This window comes from Pseudomonas sp. URIL14HWK12:I6 (assembly GCF_000514195.1).
Lineage (GTDB): Bacteria > Pseudomonadota > Gammaproteobacteria > Pseudomonadales > Pseudomonadaceae > Aquipseudomonas > Aquipseudomonas putida_A.
The window spans coordinates 346,662-367,921 of sequence record NZ_AZVL01000003.1 but is presented as its reverse complement, the minus strand read 5'-3'; the positions used below and the strand labels follow the sequence as shown (position 1 = coordinate 367,921).

Here is a 21,260-nt window from a genome sequence, read left to right as displayed (position 1 = left end):
AGGAGCGGCACTTCAGTACCAGAAAATAATTCCTGACGAAGCGTTTATTTTTCCGACAAAAAAAGGGTTGCACCCGGTTGCACCTCTTCCGACGCACGGCTAATCTTGCCGCCAGCTGATGCCACGCAACTGTGGCAACCATGAGGATAAAAATATGGCTACCACCACCCTTGGGGTCAAACTCGATGACCCGACCCGCGAGCGCCTGAAGGCTGCCGCGACCTCGATTGATCGCACACCGCACTGGCTGATCAAGCAGGCAATTTTCAATTACCTGGAAAAACTCGAGGGTGGTGCAACCCTGACCGAGCTGAACGGTTTGACCGCCAAAGACACCGACGATGCCGGTGAAGTCCATACCGATCACGCCCACCAGTGCTTCCTCGAATTCGCTGAAAGCATCCTGCCGCAATCGGTGCTGCGCGCTTCGATCACTGCTGCTTACCGCCGCCCTGAGCCGGAAGTGGTGCCGATGCTGATCGAGCAGGCACGCCTGCCGGCACCGATGGCCGAAGCCACCAACAAACTCGCTGCGACCATCGCGGAAAAACTGCGTAACCAGAAAAGTGCCGGCGGTCGTGCAGGCATTGTTCAGGGTCTGCTGCAGGAATTTTCCCTGTCGTCTCAGGAAGGCGTGGCCCTGATGTGCCTGGCCGAAGCGCTGCTGCGTATCCCGGACAAAGGCACTCGCGATGCGCTGATCCGCGACAAGATCAGCACCGGCAACTGGCAGCCGCACCTGGGCAACAGCCCGTCGCTGTTCGTCAACGCCGCCACCTGGGGTCTGCTGCTGACAGGCAAGCTTGTTTCCACGCACAACGAAGCCGGCCTGACTTCGTCGCTGAGCCGGATCATCGGCAAGAGCGGCGAGCCGATGATCCGCAAGGGCGTCGACATGGCCATGCGTCTGATGGGCGAGCAGTTCGTCACCGGCGAAACCATCGCCGAAGCGCTGGCCAACGCGAGCAAGTTCGAAGCCAAGGGCTTCCGTTATTCCTACGACATGCTCGGTGAAGCGGCACTCACCGAACACGACGCGCAGAAGTACCTGGCGTCGTACGAACAAGCCATCCACTCGATCGGCAAAGCCTCCCACGGCCGCGGGATTTATGAAGGCCCGGGCATTTCCATCAAGCTTTCGGCCCTGCACCCGCGCTACAGCCGTGCGCAATACGAGCGCGTGATGGACGAGCTGTACCCGCGCCTGCTGTCGCTGACCCTGTTGGCCAAGCAATATGACATCGGCCTGAACATCGACGCCGAAGAAGCCGACCGCCTGGAGCTGTCGCTGGATCTGCTCGAGCGCCTGTGCTTCGAACCGCAACTGACCGGCTGGAACGGCATCGGCTTCGTGATTCAGGCTTACCAGAAGCGTTGCCCATACGTGATCGACTACGTGATCGATCTGGCCCGTCGCAGCCGTCATCGCCTGATGATCCGTCTGGTGAAAGGCGCGTACTGGGACAGCGAAATCAAGCGCGCCCAGGTCGAAGGCCTGGAAGGCTATCCGGTCTACACCCGCAAGGTGTACACCGACGTGTCCTACATTGCCTGCGCACGCAAACTGCTTTCGGTGCCGGAAGTCATCTACCCGCAGTTCGCCACGCACAACGCCCACACCCTGTCGGCGATTTACCACATTGCCGGTCAGAACTATTATCCGGGCCAGTACGAATTCCAGTGCCTGCACGGCATGGGCGAACCGCTCTACGAGCAAGTTGTAGGCAAAGTTTCCGAAGGCAAGCTGAACCGTCCGTGCCGCGTGTACGCACCGGTCGGTACCCACGAAACCCTGCTGGCGTACCTCGTGCGTCGTCTGCTGGAAAACGGCGCCAACACTTCGTTCGTCAACCGCATCGCCGACCAGTCGATTTCGATTCAGGAACTGGTGGCCGATCCGGTGGCGCAGATCGAGCAGATGGCGACCGTGGAAGGTGGTTTCGGCCTGCCGCACCCACGCATTCCGCTGCCGCGTGACCTCTACGGCGCCGATCGCGCCAACTCCGCCGGCATCGACATGGCCAACGAACATCGTCTGGCCTCGCTGTCCTGCGCCCTGCTCGCCACTGCGCACAACAACTGGAAAGCCGTGCCGATGCTCGGTTGCGCTTCCAGCAACGAAGCCCCGGCACCGGTGCTGAACCCGGCGGATCACCGCGATGTGGTCGGTCACGTGCAGGAAGCCACCGTCGAAGACGTCGACAACGCGATCCAGTGCGCGCTGAATGCTGCGCCAATCTGGCAGGCTACCCCGCCAGCCGAGCGCGCGGCGATTTTGGAGCGTGCCGCCGACCTGATGGAAGGCGAGATCCAACCGTTGATGGGCCTGCTGGCCCGTGAAGCCGGCAAGACCTTCGCCAACGCCATTGCTGAGGTGCGTGAAGCGGTCGACTTCCTGCGTTACTACGCGGTGCAGGCGCGCAACGATTTCAGCAACGACGCCCACCGCCCACTGGGCCCGGTGGTGTGCATCAGCCCGTGGAACTTCCCGCTGGCCATCTTCAGTGGTCAGGTCGCTGCCGCACTGGCCGCCGGTAACCCGGTACTGGCCAAACCTGCGGAACAGACGCCGCTGGTTGCCGCGCAAGCCGTACGTTTGCTGCTGGAAGCCGGGATTCCCGAAGGCGTGCTGCAACTGCTGCCGGGTCGCGGTGAAACCGTCGGTGCCGGTCTGGTCGGTGATGAGCGCGTCAAAGGCGTGATGTTCACCGGTTCCACCGAAGTCGCGCGCCTGCTGCAACGCAACATTGCTGGCCGTCTCGACAGCCAGGGCCGTCCGATTCCGCTGATCGCCGAAACCGGCGGGCAGAACGCGATGATCGTCGACTCTTCGGCGCTGACCGAACAAGTGGTGATCGACGTGGTGTCCTCGGCCTTCGACAGTGCCGGCCAGCGTTGCTCGGCCCTGCGCGTGCTGTGCCTGCAGGAAGATTCCGCCGACCGTGTCATCGAAATGCTCAAAGGCGCGATGGCTGAAAGCCGCCTCGGCAACCCTGAGCGCCTGTCCGTGGACATTGGCCCGGTGATCGACGTTGAAGCCAAGGCCGGTATCGACAAGCACATCCAGGCCATGCGCGATAAAGGTCGCAGCGTCTATCAGGTGGCTATCGCCGACAGCGAAGAAGTCAAACGCGGCACCTTCGTCATGCCGACCCTGATCGAGCTGGAAAGCTTCGACGAGCTGCAACGCGAGATCTTCGGCCCGGTGCTGCACGTGGTGCGCTACAAGCGCAAGGACATCGACCAGTTGATCGGCCAGATCAATGCCTCCGGTTATGGCCTGACCCTCGGCGTACACACCCGCATCGACGAGACCATCGCCAAGGTGATCGACAACGTCAACGCCGGTAACGTCTACGTCAACCGCAACATCGTCGGTGCTGTGGTCGGCGTGCAGCCATTCGGCGGCGAAGGCCTGTCGGGTACTGGCCCGAAAGCCGGCGGTCCGCTGTACCTGTACCGTCTGCTGTCGACCCGCCCTACTGACGCGATCGAACAATCCTTCGCTCGCGGTGATGCAGTCGTCGCCCCGGACGTGCGTCTGCGTGATGCCATGAGCAAACCGCTGAACGCCTTCAAGGCTTGGGCCGAAAGCAACCAGTACGCCGAACTGAGCACACTGTGCGTGCAGTACGCCGCGCAATCGCAAAGCGGCATCACCCGCGTGCTGACCGGCCCGACCGGCGAGAAGAACAGCTACGCGATCCTGCCGCGTGAACACGTGCTGTGCCTGGCCGACGTCGAAGGCGATCTGCTGACCCAACTGGCGGCGGTATTGGCGGTCGGCGGTTCGGCGGTATGGCCGGAGTCCGACATCAGCAAGGCATTGTTCACACGCCTGCCGAAGGAAGTTCAGGCGCGGATCAAACGGGTTGCCGACTGGCACAAGGATGAAGTGGTGTTTGATGCCGTGCTGCATCACGGCCATTCCGACCAGTTGCGTGGTGTCTGCCAGCAGATTGCCAAGCGCGCCGGTGCGATCGTTGGCGTTCAGGGCCTGTCCCAGGGCGAGACCAACATTGCGCTGGAGCGTCTGGTGATCGAGCGTGCATTGAGCGTCAACACCGCGGCGGCGGGGGGTAATGCCAGCCTGATGACTATCGGTTAAACCCGAGAAGTCAGGCAACCGCGATGGTTGCCTGACAATCAAATCCCAATGTGGGAGCGGGCTTGCTCGCGAAGGCGTTGTGTCAGTCGACATCTCCAGTGACTGATCCACCGCATTCGCGAGCAAGCCCGCTCCCACAGTTGTTTTGGGGTGTTTGTTAAGTCGGTGCTCGGCTCCAACATCACCGTCATCAATCATCCTGTTCAGCCTTTATCAGCAAGCCTAGACTCGGCCCAACCCCAATTTTCAGGTAGGCCGCCATGTCCGAGACGCTGCTCAGTTCCCGCAATCTGGCTTTCGAGCTGTACGAAGTCCTCGATGCAGAGGGCCTGACCCGGCGTGAGCGCTTCGTCGAACACAACCGCGAGACCTTCGACGCGGCCATCGGCACCGCGCGCAGCATCGCCGAGAAATACTTCGCACCGCACAACCGCAAGGGCGACGAGAACGAGCCGCGCTACGAGAGCGGTCAGGCGATGCTGATTCCCGAAGTGAAACCGGCGGTGGACGCGTTCCTCGAGGCCGGCTTCCTCAATGCCGCGCGAAGCTTCGAAGCCGGCGGCATGCAACTGCCGACACTGTTGTCGCAAGCCTGCTTTGCGCACTTTCAAGCGGCGAACGCGGCGACTACTTCCTACCCGTTCCTGACCATGGGCGCGGCCAATCTGATCGAAAGCTTTGGCACCGACGAGCAGAAACAGCGATTCCTGCAACCGATGATCGACGGCCGTTTCTTCGGCACCATGGCCCTGACCGAACCGCACGCCGGTTCCTCGCTGTCGGATATTCGTACCCGCGCCGAGCCGGCGTCTGACGGCACCTATCGCCTGAAGGGCAACAAGATCTTCATTTCCGGCGGCGATCATCCGCTGTCGGAAAACATCGTGCACATGGTGCTGGCCAAACTGCCCGACGCGCCGCCAGGCGTGAAAGGTATTTCGCTGTTCATCGTGCCGAAGTTTCTGGTCAATGATGACGGCAGCCTCGGCCAGCGCAATGATGTGCTGCTGGCCGGGCTGTTCCACAAGATGGGCTGGCGCGGCACCACTTCCACCGCGCTGAACTTCGGCGATAACGGCGAGTGCGTCGGCTATCTGGTGGGCAAGCCGCATCATGGCTTGAGCTACATGTTCCAGATGATGAACGAGGCGCGGATCGGCGTCGGCATGGGCGCAGTGATGCTCGGTTACGCCGGCTACCTGTACTCGCTGGAATACGCCCGCGAACGCCCGCAAGGCCGAGTGCCGGACAGCAAGGATCCGAGCACGGCGCCGGTGGCGATCATTCAGCACGCGGACGTCAGACGCATGCTGCTGACGCAAAAATCCTACGTCGAAGGGGCGTTTGACCTCGGCCTGTACGCGGCGCGGCTGTTCGATGACACCACCACGCTGGAAACCGAAGCCGAGCGCAAACAGGCCCACGAGCTGCTGGACTTGCTGACGCCGATCGTCAAATCCTGGCCGTCGGAGTTCTGCCTGAAGGCCAACGAACTGGCGATCCAGATCCTCGGCGGTCACGGCTACACCCGCGAATACCCGGTGGAACAGTACTACCGCGATAACCGCCTGAACCCGATCCACGAAGGCACTCACGGCATTCAGTCGCTGGACTTGCTCGGGCGCAAACTGGCGCAGTACGGCGGCGCCGGATTGAAGCAACTGATCCGTCTGATCGCCAACACCGCCGAGCGCGCGACCGCGTATGAATCGTTGACCGCACTGCGTGAGCCACTGGAGCAACTGGTGGCGCGCCTGCAAACAGTCACCATCGGTTTGCTCACCGATCTAGCGCAGGGCAAGGTCAACAGCAGCCTGGCGAATTCGGCGCTGTACCTGAAAGTGTTCGGGCACACGGTGATTGGCTGGCGCTGGCTGGAACAGGCGATCCGCGCCGAGGAGGGGCTGGCCAAGGGCAATACGGCGGATGCTGACTTCTATAAGGGCAAGCTACAGGCGGCGCGGTATTTCCTGACGTGGGAAGTGCCGGGCTGTCACCATGAGCTGGCGTTGCTGGAGGCGCGGGATGATACGTGTCTGGCGATGCAGGATGCGTGGTTTTGATCCAGGAGCTTTTTAGCGGCTGAAACCATTCGCGAGCAGGCTCGCTCCCACAGGTATTGAGGTGATCACGGCTTATGTGAACACACCGGAGCCAATGTGCGAGCGAGCCTGCTCGCGAAGGCATCAGCCCAGGCTACGCATCAATCAGCTCAACTTGAACCCACCCATCTGCCTTGCCAGATCATCCGCCAACCGCTGCAACATCTGACAATCCTCGCGACACGCCCGCACCTCGCCCGCCGTGGCGCGGGCCAGATCGGAAATTCCCTGCACGTTGCGGTTGATCTCTTCAGTCACCGCCGACTGTTCTTCTGTCGCGGTTGCCACTTGATGGTTCATGTCGCTGATGCGCTCGACCTGCCCGGTAATCGCAGTCAACGACGCGCCGGTACGCTGGCTCGACTCAACCCCGGTGCCGGTCGCAGCCTGACCCGTACGCATCGATGACACGGCATTCTCGGCGCCTTGCTTGAGGCTGCCGATCATTTGCTGAATCTCGTCGGTGGAGGCCTGGGTTCTGCGCGCCAAGGTGCGCACTTCATCCGCCACCACGGCAAACCCGCGCCCCATATCTCCGGCCCGCGCCGCTTCAATCGCCGCGTTGAGCGCCAGCAAGTTGGTCTGCTCGGATACCCCGCGAATCACCGCCAGCACCGAATCGATCGACGCCACCTGATGCGCCAGCTCACCCACCGCGCCCGCCGCCACGCCAATCTCATCGGACATGCTTTCGATGTGACGGATCGAGCCGCCGACCACTTCTCGTGCCTGCAGCGCTTCATCGCGAGCAGTTTGTGAGGCAAGCGCGGCGTTGCCGGCGTTCTGCGCGATTTCCTGCACAGTCAGGCCCATCTCGTGCACCGCCGTGGCGACCATGTCGGTCATTTCCTGCTGACGCCCGGAGCGTTCAGCGGTGTTTTCCACCACCTTCGCCACCTGCCCAACGGCTGTGCGCAGACGTTCGCTGGTGGTCAGGACTTCGCCGATCAGCCCGCGCTGGCTGTCGAGGAAACGGTTGAAGCCTCGGGCCAGGTCGCCCAGTTCATCGGCGCGGCTGGAATCTAACCGATGGGTCAAATCTCCACCGCCGCTACCGATCGCTACCAGCGCGGCTGTTACTTGACGAATCGGTCGCACCAGCCCTTGGGCCAGCCACACCACCAGCGCCAGGCACACCAGTGCCACCGCCAGACCGATGCCGCCGCTCATCCACATCGCCTTGCGGGCTTCGGCGTAGATCTGCGATTGCGGCACTTCGGCCACCAGCGTCCAGCCCAGATCGCGCAGCGGCAGGCTGAAGGCGAGGAAGTCTTCGCCATCGCGCTGGAAGGAACTGCTGGTGGCAACTTTTTGACCCATGACCGCTTGCGCCGCCGACGCACCGATCTGCTCCGTGAGGGTGCGCTTGCCACTGAACTGCGCCTCGGGGTGAACCTGGATCAAACCGTCGGAACGCACGAGATAGACCTTACCGCGCTCGCCAAAGCTGAAGTTGTGGATCAGCTCAGACAGCTCTTTCATGCTCAGGCCCAGTCCCGCGACGCCGACCACTTTGCCGGCCTGCTCGACCTTCAAGTCGATGAACAGTGCCAATTCTCCGGTGGCGCCATCGTTGTCGATGTTCAGGGTGCGCGGCTGATGGCTGTCGAGGAAGGAATAAAACCAGGCATCGGCCGGTTTGGCCCGACTGAGGGTGCGGTCGAGGCCTTTTTCGGTGATGTAGTGATTGGAATCGGTGCCGATGATCAGTGCTGTGAAGGCTTTATGTTCGGCGCGGATGCCCTCCAGATACTGCGCGAAGGCCGCTGTTTTGCTGCTGTCTTCACCCGACGCCAACCAGTCGCGCACCATGGAATTGCTGGCGATGTCTTTGGCGGCGGTCAGCGGCTGGACGAGGATGCGTTCGATGTCGTTGCGCGTCGCTTCGATGCTCGACGGCAGCGCTTGTTCGACCAGATAGCTCTGGGCGAGGCGGTTGACCACCAGGGTATAAATGCCAACCACGATAAGGATGCTGACCAGCAGGGCGGTGCCCATGCTGAGAATCAGCTGCCATTGAATACTGCGTCGCCACAACTGCATGGAGCACCCCCAAAGAATAAGTGGCCGAAACAATGCAACAGCCGTGCCGATTGTATACAACCTGATCGACAATTTATTCTTTGGTTGTGCGCAACCCAATCAGCCCTGATTGATGGTCTTGGCGATGGTGTCGACCGTGGCGCTGACTTGCTCTTGGTAACGGTCGAGTTCTGCCTGATGCTGCTTCTTCATTTCGATCTGCTGCGAGCACAGGTTCATCGCTGCCAGCACCAGCAAGCGGTCACCGATCAGTGTCGGGTATTTGCGTTTGGTGTCGGCCAGTGCGGCTTTAAGCATCAGTGCGGCATCCAGCAGGGTCTGTTCTTCCCCGGCCGGTGCCTTGATCGAATAGTCCTCCCCGAGAATGGAGATGACTTTTACCCCTGCGGTGCCGTGGTTCATGCGCTGACAGGGCCTGCGTTGACGCGATCAACCAGAGCCTGGATGCGCGCTGCGGTGGCGCCGTGCTTCTCTTCCTGTTCCATCAGGCTCAGTTGCAGGCTTTCGTTTTCATCCTTGGCCTGGGCCAGTTCCGTGGACAGGGTCTGGTTGGTTTGCGTGAGGGTCTGGTTCTGTTGCACCAGGTCGCTGACGAGCTGTTCCAATTGGCTGAGGGATGCTTCCAACATTTTGATCTTCCAGGCGTTTTTCAAAGGGCGCGTACGATAAAGAAAAGTCACTGCGGATGCCAGGGTTATACCGGCGCAAGGCCTTGATTTTCCTGGCGGCCGACCGTTCTCGCGAGTTTAAAAGACTGTGATCTGCCGATCTGGTTCCTGCACTTCGTCGCTCAGGCCCATATGCGACAAATACGCACAGTCCCTCAAGACTTTAGTCGTATGACCGATAAGTCATCCATACAGCAGTCTCAGCCCGCATGGATGCGGCCCTTTTTGGTATCCGCGCCATGTCCCTTCGCAATATGAATATCGCCCCCCGGGCGTTCACCGGCTTCGCCCTGATCGGCGGCCTGATGCTGATTCTCGGCGTGTTCGCCCTGAACCAGATGAGCAAAATCCGCGGCGCTGCCGAGGACATCACCAACAGCAGCGTGCCGAGCATCAAGAACCTCGACGAGTTCACCCAACTGACCTTGCGCCTGCGGGTGCTGTCCTACCGCTTGCTGGTCAATCGCGAGCCGGACGTGCAGCAGAAGACCATGGAACTGCTGGACACCCGCAACCAGCAGATCCGCGCCGCCCAAACGGCCTATGAGCCGTTGATCAGCGGCCCGCAGGAACGCGCGGCCTACGATCAATATGTGCAGTTGCTCGGCCAGTACCGCCAGATCGAAGACCGGATGAAGAGCCTGTCGCGCAACAATCAGGTGGACGAGTTGCGCAACCTGCTCAACACCGAGTTGCTGAACAACTCCGAAGCGATGAACACCGTGCTCAACCGCCTGATGCAGATCAACGGCGAGCAGATCAGCCAGACCAATCAAGAGGCGGTCGACCAGTATTCCTCGGCGTTCAATCTGGTGGTCACCCTGCTGGTCGTGGCGACCGGCCTGACCTTCCTGTTCGCCTGGCTGCTGACCATCAGCATCACCAAGCCGATTTCCAAAGCGCTGGACGCGGCGGAAACCATCGCCGAAGGCAACCTGACCCAGCCGATCCACGTCGACGGCACCGACGAAGCCGGGCGTCTGCTGGCGGCCATGGCCAAAATGCAATCGAAGCTGCGCGACACCCTGCAGCGCATCTCCGGCTCGGCCACCCAGCTTGCATCTGCAGCGGAAGAGCTGAACAGCGTCACCGACGAAAGCGCCCGTGGCCTGACCCAGCAGAACAACGAAATCGAGCAGGCCGCCACCGCTGTCAACGAGATGACCAGCGCCGTGGAAGAAGTCGCGCGCAATGCGGTGAGCACTTCGGAAGCCTCGAAGAACGCCACCACCTCGGCCGGCGACGGCCGTGATCTGGTACAAGAAACGGTCAGCGCCATCGAACGCATGAGCGCCGATGTGCAGAGCACTGCGACCCTGATCGGCGATCTGGCGAATGAATCCCGTGACATCGGCAAGGTGCTGGACGTGATTCGTGGCCTGGCGGATCAGACCAACCTGTTGGCCCTGAACGCGGCAATTGAAGCGGCACGTGCCGGTGAAGCCGGTCGCGGTTTTGCCGTGGTCGCCGATGAAGTGCGTGCCTTGGCGCATCGCACCCAGCAGTCGACCAGCGAAATCGAACGCATGATCGGCAGCATCCAGAGCGGCACCGAACACGCCGTGGATTCGATGCGCAACAGCACCGAGCGCGCCGAATCGACGCTGAACATCGCGCGGGGTGCCGGGATGTCGCTGGACACCATCAATACCGCGATCGTCGAGATCAACGAGCGCAATCTGGTGATCGCCAGCGCCGCTGAAGAACAGGCACAAGTGGCCCGCGAAGTGGATCGCAACCTGGTGAACATCCGCGACCTGTCGGTGCAATCGGCTACCGGCGCGAATCAGACCAGTGCGGCGAGCAACGAGCTGTCGCGCCTGGCGCTGGATCTGAACAACATGGTCGGGCGGTTCAGCCTGTAATCCACCCATGCAGCGGCTGGAGAAGCTCCTTTGTGGCGAGGGGATTTATCCCCGATCGGCTGCGAAGCAGTCGTAAAACCATCGTGCGATGGTGTATCTGATGCACCTCGCATTCAGCGTTTAGGGCGGCTTCGCCACCCATCGGGGATAAATCCCCTCACCACAGTTTTCATTCGGTGCCCATTCAATGTGATGCCCACGTAAAAAGCTTTTTGACAGCATCACATTTCAACAGGTTAGAATCGCTGGCACGCAGACTGCATGGTCAGTTTGTGCCCGTCTTTACGCTTCTGGAGTACTGCCTTTGAATGCGACGACCATCAACAGCCTGTTCTTGATCGGCGCGTTGCTGGTAGGTGCGAGCATTCTTGTCAGCTCACTTTCCTCCCGTCTCGGCATCCCCATTCTGGTCATCATCCTCGCGGTCGGCATGACGGCCGGGGTCGATGGCGGCGGGATCATTTTCGATAACTACCCGACGGCCTATCTGGTCGGCAACCTCGCACTGGCGGTGATCCTCCTCGACGGTGGCTTGCGCACTCGCGTTTCGAGTTTCCGCGTGGCCCTGTGGCCGGCGCTATCGCTGGCGACGGTCGGGGTGCTGATCACCACCGGGCTGACCGGCATGGCCGCGGCATGGCTGTTCGACCTGAACCTGATCCAGGGCCTGCTGATCGGCGCCATCGTCGGCTCCACGGACGCCGCCGCAGTGTTCTCGCTGCTCGGCGGCAAGGGCCTCAACGAACGGGTGACCGCCAGCCTGGAAATCGAATCCGGCAGCAACGACCCGATGGCGGTGTTTCTCACCGTGACCCTGATCGACATGCTCGCCAGCGGCCAGACCGGCCTGCACTGGAGCCTGTTGACCCACCTGATCCGCGAGTTCGGCATCGGCGGCGTGATCGGCCTCGGCGGTGGCTGGCTGATGCTGCAACTGGTCAACCGGATCAACCTCGCCACCGGCCTGTACCCGATTCTAGTGATCGCCGGCGGCCTGGTGGTGTTCGCCCTGACCAACGCCCTGCACGGCAGCGGTTTCCTCGCGGTGTACCTGTGCGGTCTGGTGATCGGCAACCGCCCGGTGCGCAGCCGTCACGGCATTCTGCACATGCTCGATGGCATGGCGTGGCTGGCGCAGATCGGCATGTTCCTGGTGCTGGGGCTGCTGGTCACTCCGCACGATCTGCTGCCGATCGCCCTGCCGGCGCTGGGTCTGGCGCTATGGATGATTCTGTTCGCCCGGCCGCTGTCGGTACTGGTCGGCCTGCTGCCGTTCAAGGCGTTCCACGGCCGCGAGAAAGCGTTTATTTCCTGGGTCGGGTTGCGCGGCGCGGTACCGATCATTCTCGCGGTGTTCCCGCTGATGGCCGGGTTGCCGAATGCGCAGCTGTACTTCAACCTCGCGTTCTTCATTGTGCTGGTGTCGCTGCTGGTGCAGGGCACGAGCCTGCCGTGGGTGGCCAAACTGTTGAAGGTGACGGTCCCGCCGGAGCCGGCGCCGATTTCCCGTTCGGCACTGGAAGTGCACATCACCAGCGAGTGGGAGCTGTTCGTTTACAAGCTCGGCGCCGAGAAATGGTGCATCGGTTCGCCCCTGCGCGAGCTGAAAATGCCCGAAGGCACACGTATCGCCGCCCTGTTTCGTGGCCAGCAACTGCTCCATCCGTCGGGTAGTACGGTGCTGGAAGTCGATGATTTGCTGTGTGTTATCGGCCATGAACACAACTTGCCAGCGCTCGGAAAACTGTTCAGCCAGGCGCCGCAACGCGGCCTCGATCTGCGCTTCTTCGGCGACTTCGTGCTCGAAGGAGACGCCCAGCTTAAAGCGGTTGCCGCGCTGTATGGCCTACCGGCCGAGGGCATCGATCCGGACATGACCCTGGGTGCGTTCATTGCCCACAAGGTCGGGGGGGCACCGATCGTTGGCGACCAGGTGGAGTGGAACAACACTCACTGGACGGTCGCGGTCATGGACGGGAACAAGATCGGCAAAGTGGGCGTCAGATTCCCCGAAGGAAGTCGCCCGGGCCCCGGTCTCTTCCTCTAAACTGCGTCCACTCTCACTTGCTTGACCGGTCTCTATGCCTACCCTGCGCTCTTTCTTTTTCGCGGCCCTGCTGGGCCTGAGTCTTTCCGTCGGCCCGCTCTACGCCGCCGAACCGCCGTCCAGCGAAGCCGTGCAGGCCAGCCTCGACAAACTGGCCGACAGCAAACTGCCGGATGCCGACAAAAAGAGCCTGCAGACGGTCCTGCAAACCACGCTCAATCAACTCAACAGCCGGCGTGATTACGACCAGAAGCTGATCGACCTCAAGCAGCAACTGGCCTCCGCCCCTCGGCAGACCATCGAGAACACCCGCGAACTGACGCGCCTCAAGGCCACGCCAGTGGTGCCGGTGGCGCAGCGCTTCACCAAAGAGTCGATCCAGCAACTGGAGCAGATCCTCACCGATCGCTCGACCCAGCAGAGCGACCTGCAAAAAGCCCTGGCCGATGCCAACAGCCTGATCATCACTGCCCAGACCCGTCCCGAGCGGGCGCAGGCGGAAATCTCTGCCAGCCAGACGCGCATCCAGCAGATCAACAACATCCTCAAGTCCGGCAAGGACGCGGGCAAGACCGTCAGCGCCGAGCAGCGCGACCAGTTGAACGCCGAGCTCGCCGCGTTGAACTCACTGATTCCGCTGCGCCGCCAGGAACTGGCGGGCAACAGCCAGCTGCAGGATCTGGGCAACAGTCAGCACGACCTGCTCTCGGAGAAATCCGACCGTCTCGATCGCGAGATCCAGGAACTGCAGACCTTGATCAACCAGAAGCGTCTGGCGCAATCTCAGGAAACCGTGACCCAGCAGTCGATCGAAGCACAGAAGGCCGGCGGCAGCAGCCTGCTCGCCACCGAAAGTGCGGCCAACCTCAAGCTCTCCGATTACCTGCTCAAAAGCACCGACCGCCTCAACGAAGTCACTCAACAGAACCTGCAGACCAAACAGCAACTCGACAGCCTGACCCAAAGCGACTCGGCCCTCGACGAGCAGATCAACGTGCTCAAGGGCAGTCTGCTGCTGTCGAAGATTCTCTATAAGCAGAAACAGGCGCTGCCGCGACTCAAGGTCGACCGCGATCTGGCGGACCAGATCGCCGATATTCGCCTGTATCAGTTCGAAGTCAGCCAGCAGCGCGAACTCCTGAGCAATCCGGCGACCTACGTCGACAACCTGCTCTCCACCCAGCCGCCGGAACAAGTCACCCCGCAACTGCGCAAGAGCCTGATGGAACTGGCCAACACCCGCGCCGACCTGCTGGAGCGCCTGAACCGCGAACTGAGCGCAGTGCTCAACGAATCGATCACCCTGCAACTCAACCAGAAACAATTGCTGAGCACCGCGCAGAGCCTGCGCGCGACCCTTGACGAGCAGATGTTCTGGATCCCCAGCAACAAGCCGCTGGACGCGGAATGGATTCGCGACGTGCCAGAGCGGCTCAAGCGCCAGATCGACACCCTGCCGCTGGCCTCAAGCCTGAGCGAGCTGACCGACGGCCTGACCCAGCGCCCGCTGTTGTTCCTGCCGCTGGCCTTGCTGATCGGCGCTCTGCTGTGGCGGCGCAAGGCGCTTTATGCGCGCCTGAACAAGGTTCACCAGGACATCGGGCACTTCAAGCGTGACAGCCAGTGGCATACGCCCCAGGCGATTCTGATCAACATTTTGCTGGCGATGCCGGTAGCGCTGGGCCTGGGCCTGTGCGGTCTGGCCTTGCAGATCGACGCCCGCGGGCAAAACGCCAACATGGGCGCGGCGTTGCTGCAAATGGGCCAGGCGTGGCTGGTGTTCTACACCGCTTACCGGATTCTCTCGCCGGGCGGTGTGGCGGAGTTGCACTTCCGCTGGGACAAACCGCAGGTCGAATTCCTTCAGGGCTGGATCCGTCGCCTCGGGCTGGTGGTGATGGCGCTGGTGACCGTGGTGGCGGTGGCCGAATTGCAACCGGCAGCGCTGGCTGACGACGTGCTCGGCATGCCGGTGGTATTGACCTGCTACGCCCTGATGGCGTGGCTGCTCAGCCGTCTGCTGATCAGCAGTCCGGCCCACGAAAACACCTCATTGTTCCGCAGGGCCGTGGGCGTGATGTTCACACTGCTGCCAATCGCCCTGTTCGTCGCGGTGTGCTTCGGCTACTACTACACCGCGCTGAAACTCAGCGACCGGTTGATCAACACCCTGTACCTGCTGATGTTCTGGCTGGTGATCGAAGCCACGTTCGTGCGCGGTCTGGCGGTCGCCGCACGCCGTCTGGCCTATCAGCGCGCCCTGGCCAAACGTCAGGCGGCGAAAGAGGCCGGCGACGGCGAAGCGGTGATCGAAGAGCCGACCCTGGACATCGAAAAGGTCAACGAACAGTCGCTGCGCCTGATCCGTCTGGCACTGCTCGGCGGTTTCATCGCCGCGCTGTACTGGGTCTGGGCCGACCTGATCTCGGTGTTCTCGTACCTCGACAACATCACCCTCTACGAATACACCAGCGGCACTGGCGCCAACATGAGCATGGTGCCGATCAGCATCGGCGACATGCTCGGCGCGCTGATCATCATCGGCATCACCTTCGCCCTCGCCCGCAACCTGCCGGGTCTGCTGGAAGTGTTCGTGCTGTCGAAACTCAATCTGGCGCAGGGCAGCGCCTATGCGACCACGACGCTGCTGTCTTACGTGATCGCCGGTGTCGGTTTTGTCTCGACCCTGTCGACCCTCGGCGTCAGCTGGGACAAGTTGCAATGGCTGGTGGCGGCGCTGTCGGTCGGCCTCGGTTTCGGTATGCAGGAGATCTTCGCCAACTTCATCTCCGGCATCATGATCCTGTTCGAGCGTCCGGTGCGGATCGGCGACACCATCACCATCGGCAACCTGTCGGGCACGGTGAGCAAGATCCGCATCCGCGCCACGACCATCACCGATTTCGACCGCAAGGACATCATTGTCCCGAACAAGACGTTCATCACCGGGCAACTGATCAACTGGTCGCTGACCGATACCATCACCCGCGTCACCCTGAAACTCGGCGTGGATTACGGCTCCGACCTGGATCTGGTCAAGGAACTGCTGCTCAAGGCTGCCCGGGAAAACCCGCGCGTGCTCAAAGAGCCCGAGCCGCACGTGTACTTCCTCAACTTCGGCGAAAGCACCCTCGATCACGAATTGCGCATGCATGTGCGCGACCTCGGTGACCGTAACCCGGTGATCGACGAAGTGAACCGCTTCATCAACCGCGAGTTCAAGAAGCAGCACATCAACATCTCGTTCCGCCAGATGGAGGTGTATCTGAAAAACCTTCATGGCCAGGAATACAAGTTGGTGCCGATCGAGGACGAGAACAAAACCATCGTGCCGATTGGCGCCGAGCAAAAGCCGCTGCAAGAGCCGCCGCCGGCCAAACTCGACTAACCGGTCTGATCCCAGCAGAATGCTCGGACATTCTGCTGGAGCCGGCCCTTGAAAGCCCTCGACGAACTGACCTTCGACAATCGCTTCGCCCGCCTGGGCGATGCGTTCTCCGCCCACGTGCTGCCCGAGCCGATCGACAACCCGCGTCTGGTCGTCGCCAGCCCGGCGGCCCTGGCCTTGCTCGATCTTGATCCGGCAACCGCTGAGACTCAGGAATTCGCTGAACTGTTCGGCGGCCACAAGTTGTGGGCCGATGCCGAACCACGGGCGATGGTCTATTCCGGGCATCAGTTCGGCGGCTACACGCCGCAACTGGGCGATGGTCGCGGGTTGTTGCTCGGCGAGGTCTACAACAACGCCGGTGAACACTGGGACCTGCATCTGAAGGGCGCCGGGCAGACGCCGTTTTCGCGCATGGGCGATGGCCGCGCGGTGCTGCGTTCGTCGATTCGTGAGTTTCTCGCCTCCGAGGCGCTGCACGCGCTGAACATCCCGTCTTCACGTGCCGCCTGCGTGATTGGCTCCGACACTCCGGTGTGGCGCGAAAAGCAGGAACGCGCGGCGATGGTGCTGCGTCTGGCGCCAAGCCATGTGCGCTTCGGCCACTTCGAATACTTCTACTACACCAAGCGTCCCGAGCAGCAGAAATTGCTCGGCGAACACGTATTGGCGATGCACTATCCCGAGTGCCTGGAGCAACCGGAACCGTATCTGGCGATGTTCCGCGAGATCGTCGAGCGCAACGCCGAACTGATCGCCAAGTGGCAGGCCTATGGCTTCTGCCACGGGGTAATGAACACCGACAACATGTCGATCCTCGGCATCACCTTCGACTTCGGCCCGTTCGCCTTCCTCGACGATTTCGACGCCAACTTCATCTGCAACCACTCGGATGATCAGGGCCGCTACTCGTTCAGCAACCAGGTGCCGATCGGCCAGTGGAACCTCAGCGCTCTGGCCCAGGCCCTGACGCCGTTCATCAGCGTCGAAGCCCTGCGCGAAACCCTCGGCCTGTACCTGCCGCTGTTCCAGGCGCACTACCTCGACCTGATGCGCCGCCGCCTCGGTTTCACCAGCGCCGAGGATGACGACCAGAAACTGCTCGAAGACCTGTTGCAACTGATGCAGAACAGCGGCGTCGACTACACCTTGTTCTTCCGCCATCTCGGTGAGGAGTCCGCAGAACAGGCTGTCGCCCGCTTGCGCGATGACTTCGTCGACATCAAAGGCTTCGATGCCTGGGGCGAGCGCTACGTGGCACGGGTTGCCCGCGATGGCGACAGCGATCAGGAACAGCGCCGTGCACGGATGCACGCGGTCAATCCGCTGTACATCCTGCGCAACTATCTGGCGCAAAAAGCCATCGACGCCGCCGAACAAGGCGACTACTCCGAAGTACGCCGCCTGCATGCGGTGCTGAGCAAACCGTTCGACGAGCAGCCGGGGATGGAAGGTTATGCCGAGCGGCCGCCGGAGTGGGGCAAGCATCTGGAGATCAGTTGTTCGTCTTGAGGCTCCGGATTCAACCTTGATAAACGCCTCGTACGACTCCAGATCAGTCGTACGAGATATCAACTTAAACCGAGCCCGTCATGACCACTCCACTCCTCATCCCCTGCCCCGCCTGCAACGGCCTCAACCGCATCCCCGCCGAACGTTTGGGCGATCAACCGAAATGCGGGCGCTGCAAGTCCGCGGTGCTGTTGAGCAAGCCGTTCGAACTCAAGCAAGGCGATTACGCCAGCCAGATCAAAGGGGATCTGCCGTTGTTGGTGGATGTGTGGGCGGACTGGTGTGGGCCGTGCAAGTCCTTTGCGCCGGTATTCGAGCAGGCGGCCGCGCAGTTGGCGGGCAAGTGCCGCTTGGCCAAGCTCGACAGCGAGGCCAATCAGCAGTTGTCGGCGCAGTTGGGGATCCGTTCGATTCCGAGCCTGATTCTGTTCAAGAACGGGCGGGAGGTGGCGCGCCAGAGCGGGGCGTTTCCGTTGCCACAGTTGATGGCGTGGCTGCGTAGCCAGGGCATCTGACCCTCCGGAGGACCCAATGTGGGAGCGAGCCTGCTCGCGAACGCGCCCGTTCAGTCAACAGAGATGTTGAACGTGCTGGCCTCTTCGCGAGCAGGCTCGCTCCCACAGGAGAGTGGAGTGAAATCCGGAAATCAGTGGTCTTCGAGCAGGTTGTGCAGTTCGACAAATTGCTGCGTCAGTTTATGCCTCGGGTCGAGGTGGATCAGCGGGGTGCTGGCCTGGTGCGACTCACGCATGCGCACCGAGCTGCTCAAGTACACCGGCAGCACCGGCAAACCTTCAGCGATCAACTCATCAAGCATCTGCTGCGGCAGGCTGGCCCGGGCCTGGAACTGGTTGACCACGATGCCTTCGACTTCCAGACCTTCGTTGTGGTCCTCCTTCAACTCTCCGATCTCCGCCAGCAGCCCGTATAGCGCCTGGCGCGAGAAGCTGTCGCAATCGAAGGGAATCAATACCCGATCGGCGGCGATCAACGCCGACACTGCATAGAAGTTCAATGCTGGCGGGGTATCGAGATAAATCCGGTCGTATTCGCCATCCAGCTCATCGAGCAATTTGCGCAGCTTGTTGATCTTGTGCTTGGCCTCGAGCTTGGGCTGCAGGTCGGCCAGCTCAGCGGTAGCGGTGATGATGTGCAGGTTGTCGAACGGGGTTTCGTAGATGTCGGCCTGGTTTTTCTTCGAGAACGGCCCTGATGACAAGGTTTGCTTGAAGAAGTCGGCAATGCCCATCGGTATGTCATCGCCGGTGAGCCCCGTCAGGTACTGAGTGGAGTTGGCCTGAGCATCGAGGTCGACCAACAGCGTGCGATAGCCCTCGCTGGCACTCACCGCTGCCAGATTGCAGGCAATGCTGGATTTGCCCACGCCACCTTTCTGATTGAACACCACGCGCCGCATGACAAAACCTCCGTGTATCAAAGAATGACCGAGTGTAGTTGCCTGTGCGTGCGCTTCGCTACCTTCAACGAAGCGGACTACAGAGTCAGGCGCAAAAATCAGCGGGCACGGCGGGTAAAAACCTCCCGAGTGCGCTGATATGCCCGACAGACAAATCCCGCACGATCCGGATAATGGCCAAATGACATTTTTTCCACGAACCACTCGGTACATTTCGTTGCGTAAAACGTAACCAACATTTGCTACACACTCGTCGCACCGGGATAATGCGCGCCACCCGGCGCCATGCGCCACCTCAGGTCAGCCGCGGCCCTGGCGACTCAAAGCGTCATAAAAGCCCGCAGGGGCGGGATGAACATCCGTGATCAACTTCAACATCGCCCAATGGCGCGCGTGGGCCCCGGGGCTCGACAGCGTGGACGCGTGGCAGGCCTGGAGCCGACAACCGGTCGTACTCCCGAGCAGCGATGCCGCGCCCGATGTGTCGTTTCTGCCAGCCATGCAGCGCCGACGCCTCAGCCGTCTGGCGCGGATGGCGTTCAGCGTCGGCTGGCCGCTGGCCGACGGACGGGAGAACCTGCCGCTGGTGTTTGTTTCACGACACGGCGAAACCCCGCGCACCTTCGAGATCCTCAGTGATCTGGCCAAGGACGAGCCGTTGTCGCCGACCCAGTTCAGCCTGTCGGTGCACAACGCGATCATTGGTCTGTGGTCGATCATGCGCGGTGAAAACAGCGAAATGACGGCCCTGGCGGCCGCAGGCGATGGCCTGGAACACGGCATCGTTGAAGCCTCCGCCCTGCTCGCTGAAGGCGCTCCCGCGGTGCTGCTGATCATCACCGAAGAACAGCCGCCACAGGCCTATTCGCAGTGGGTCGACGACGTGCCATTCCCTTATGCGCTGGGTCTGCTGCTCACCCCCGGTACCGACTGGCGGCTGACCCTGAACAGCGGCCAGGAAACAGTGTCCAAAGCGCACTGGCCCCACGCGCTGAATCTGTTGCGCGCCCTGCTCGGTCAGCAAACCCATTGCCAACATGCCTGGAAAAATCGTGTATGGACCTGGCAACGCAACCCGTGACCGAGAAGAACCGCGACGCCTATTACTGGCGCTTGCTGGCCACCGCCGCCAGTTTCACCCTGTTCGGGCTCGGCGGGTTGTGCCTGCGCTTGCTGGTATTTCCGCTGCTCGGCTGTCTGCCGGGTGACGCGCTCAGGCATCGTCAACGCGCGCGGCAAACCGTCAGTCGGCTGTTCTGGTTTTTCGTGCGGTTCATGGCCCGCACCGGTGTGCTGACTTATGACATTCAAGGGGCCGAACGCCTCGGGCGTCCAGGGCAGATGATCATCGCCAACCACCCGTCGCTGATCGACGTGGTGTTCCTGATCGGCCTGGTGCGCCAGGCCAATTGCGTGGTGAAGAAAAGCCTGTGGGAAAACCCCTTCACCCGCGGCCCGCTGCGCAGTACCGAATACATCAGCAACGACGGCAGCATGGACATGCTCGACGCTGCCGCCGAGTCCCTGCAAAACGGCCAGACCCTGATCATTTTCCCCGAGGGCACGCGCACTCAACCGGGTCAGGCGCCAGCCTTTCATCGGGGGGCTGCAGCGATTGCCCTGCGCGGTGCGAAAATCCTTACGCCAGTGGTCATCAAGGTCAATCCGACCACCCTGACCAAGGCCGAACCCTGGTATCGCATCCCCCACCGCCGCGTGCACTTCAGTTTTCGTGTCGGGGCCGATATAGATCCACAGACTTTCGCCACGCAAGGCCCGGCACCGCAGGCCTCGCGCAAGCTCAATGATTATTTGCACTCTTACTACATTAAGGAGCTCGCCGAAGATGAGCGATCTGCACCGTGAAATAAAACTGCTGATCATCGACGCCCTGGGCCTCGAAGACATCAGCGTCGACGACATCGGCGACGAGCAGACGCTGTTCGGCGAAGGCCTGGGCCTGGATTCGGTCGACGCACTGGAACTGGGTCTGGCGATCCAGAAAAAGTACGGTATCAAGATCGACGCCGACGCCAAAGACACCCGTAACCACTTCACCAATGTGGCGAGCCTTGCGGCGTTCGTCACGGCAAAACAGGCAGCTTGAGAC

Annotated in this window: 14 protein-coding genes; 10 read left to right on the top strand and 4 right to left on the bottom strand. The window is 61.5% G+C overall.

All coding sequences use genetic code 11. From position 1 onward, the window contains the following. The first annotated feature begins 154 nt into the window (after nt 1–154). Nucleotides 155–4,108, top strand: coding sequence for a trifunctional transcriptional regulator/proline dehydrogenase/L-glutamate gamma-semialdehyde dehydrogenase (gene putA, locus H043_RS0107640; RefSeq protein ID WP_027611354.1), 3,954 nt, complete (start codon nt 155–157; stop codon nt 4,106–4,108). A gap of 260 nt (nt 4,109–4,368) precedes the next feature. Beyond that, nucleotides 4,369–6,171 carry an acyl-CoA dehydrogenase gene (locus H043_RS0107635; protein WP_027611353.1) on the top strand — a complete coding sequence of 601 codons (1,803 nt, stop codon included), beginning with the start codon at nt 4,369–4,371 and terminating at the stop codon, nt 6,169–6,171. 144 nt (nt 6,172–6,315) lie between these two features. On the opposite strand, the gene H043_RS0107630 is transcribed toward H043_RS0107635, so the two are convergent. The 3 genes from H043_RS0107630 to H043_RS0107620 form a co-directional block, all read right to left on the bottom strand. After that, nucleotides 6,316–8,253, bottom strand: a complete 1,938-nt coding sequence (locus tag H043_RS0107630) for a methyl-accepting chemotaxis protein (RefSeq protein WP_027611352.1) — start codon at nt 8,251–8,253, stop codon at nt 6,316–6,318. A 99-nt stretch (nt 8,254–8,352) separates the two neighbouring features. After that, entirely contained in the window at nt 8,353–8,655 is a 303-nt protein-coding gene (locus H043_RS0107625) for a cell division protein ZapA (RefSeq protein ID WP_027611351.1), read from the bottom strand. Beyond that, nucleotides 8,652–8,882, bottom strand: coding sequence for a hypothetical protein (locus H043_RS0107620; protein ID WP_003220969.1), 231 nt, complete (start codon nt 8,880–8,882; stop codon nt 8,652–8,654). The genes H043_RS0107625 and H043_RS0107620 overlap by 4 nt, the downstream gene beginning before the upstream one ends. A gap of 278 nt (nt 8,883–9,160) precedes the next feature. On the opposite strand from H043_RS0107620, the gene H043_RS0107615 reads away from it, so the two are divergent. The 5 genes from H043_RS0107615 (at nt 9,161) to trxC (ending at nt 18,248) form a co-directional block, all read left to right on the top strand. Continuing rightward, entirely contained in the window at nt 9,161–10,786 is a 1,626-nt protein-coding gene (locus H043_RS0107615) for a methyl-accepting chemotaxis protein (protein ID WP_027611350.1), read from the top strand. A gap of 304 nt (nt 10,787–11,090) precedes the next feature. After that, on the top strand, nt 11,091–12,833 hold the full coding sequence (locus tag H043_RS0107610) for a potassium/proton antiporter (protein WP_027611349.1): 1,743 nt from the start codon (nt 11,091–11,093) through the stop codon (nt 12,831–12,833). 34 nt (nt 12,834–12,867) lie between these two features. Then, a complete protein-coding gene (gene mscK / locus H043_RS0107605) occupies nt 12,868–16,221 on the top strand; it encodes a mechanosensitive channel MscK (protein ID WP_027611348.1) in 3,354 nt (1,117 codons plus the stop codon). A 48-nt stretch (nt 16,222–16,269) separates the two neighbouring features. Then, nucleotides 16,270–17,733 (top strand): protein adenylyltransferase SelO, encoded by a 1,464-nt coding sequence (gene selO / locus H043_RS0107600; RefSeq protein WP_027611347.1) that lies wholly within the window; start codon nt 16,270–16,272, stop codon nt 17,731–17,733. A gap of 80 nt (nt 17,734–17,813) precedes the next feature. Then, nucleotides 17,814–18,248, top strand: a complete 435-nt coding sequence (gene trxC / locus H043_RS0107595; protein ID WP_027611346.1) for a thioredoxin TrxC — start codon at nt 17,814–17,816, stop codon at nt 18,246–18,248. Between the two features lie 131 nt (nt 18,249–18,379). Here the strand turns inward: trxC and H043_RS0107590 are convergent, their stop codons facing one another. Further along, on the bottom strand, nt 18,380–19,150 hold the full coding sequence (locus H043_RS0107590; protein ID WP_027611345.1) for a ParA family protein: 771 nt from the start codon (nt 19,148–19,150) through the stop codon (nt 18,380–18,382). Nucleotides 19,151–19,511: 361 nt separating this feature from the next. Between H043_RS0107590 and H043_RS0107585 the strand changes: the two genes are divergently transcribed. From H043_RS0107585 to H043_RS0107575, 3 genes are read left to right on the top strand one after another with little or no spacing between them, the layout of a single operon-like run. Then, a complete protein-coding gene (locus H043_RS0107585) occupies nt 19,512–20,231 on the top strand; it encodes a beta-ketoacyl synthase chain length factor (protein ID WP_027611344.1) in 720 nt (239 codons plus the stop codon). Continuing rightward, on the top strand, nt 20,207–21,016 hold the full coding sequence (locus tag H043_RS0107580) for a 1-acyl-sn-glycerol-3-phosphate acyltransferase (protein ID WP_027611343.1): 810 nt from the start codon (nt 20,207–20,209) through the stop codon (nt 21,014–21,016). Before H043_RS0107585 ends, H043_RS0107580 begins: the two co-directional genes overlap by 25 nt. Beyond that, entirely contained in the window at nt 20,997–21,257 is a 261-nt protein-coding gene (locus H043_RS0107575) for a phosphopantetheine-binding protein (RefSeq protein WP_007967290.1), read from the top strand. Before H043_RS0107580 ends, H043_RS0107575 begins: the two co-directional genes overlap by 20 nt. The last annotated feature ends 3 nt before the right edge of the window (nt 21,258–21,260 follow it).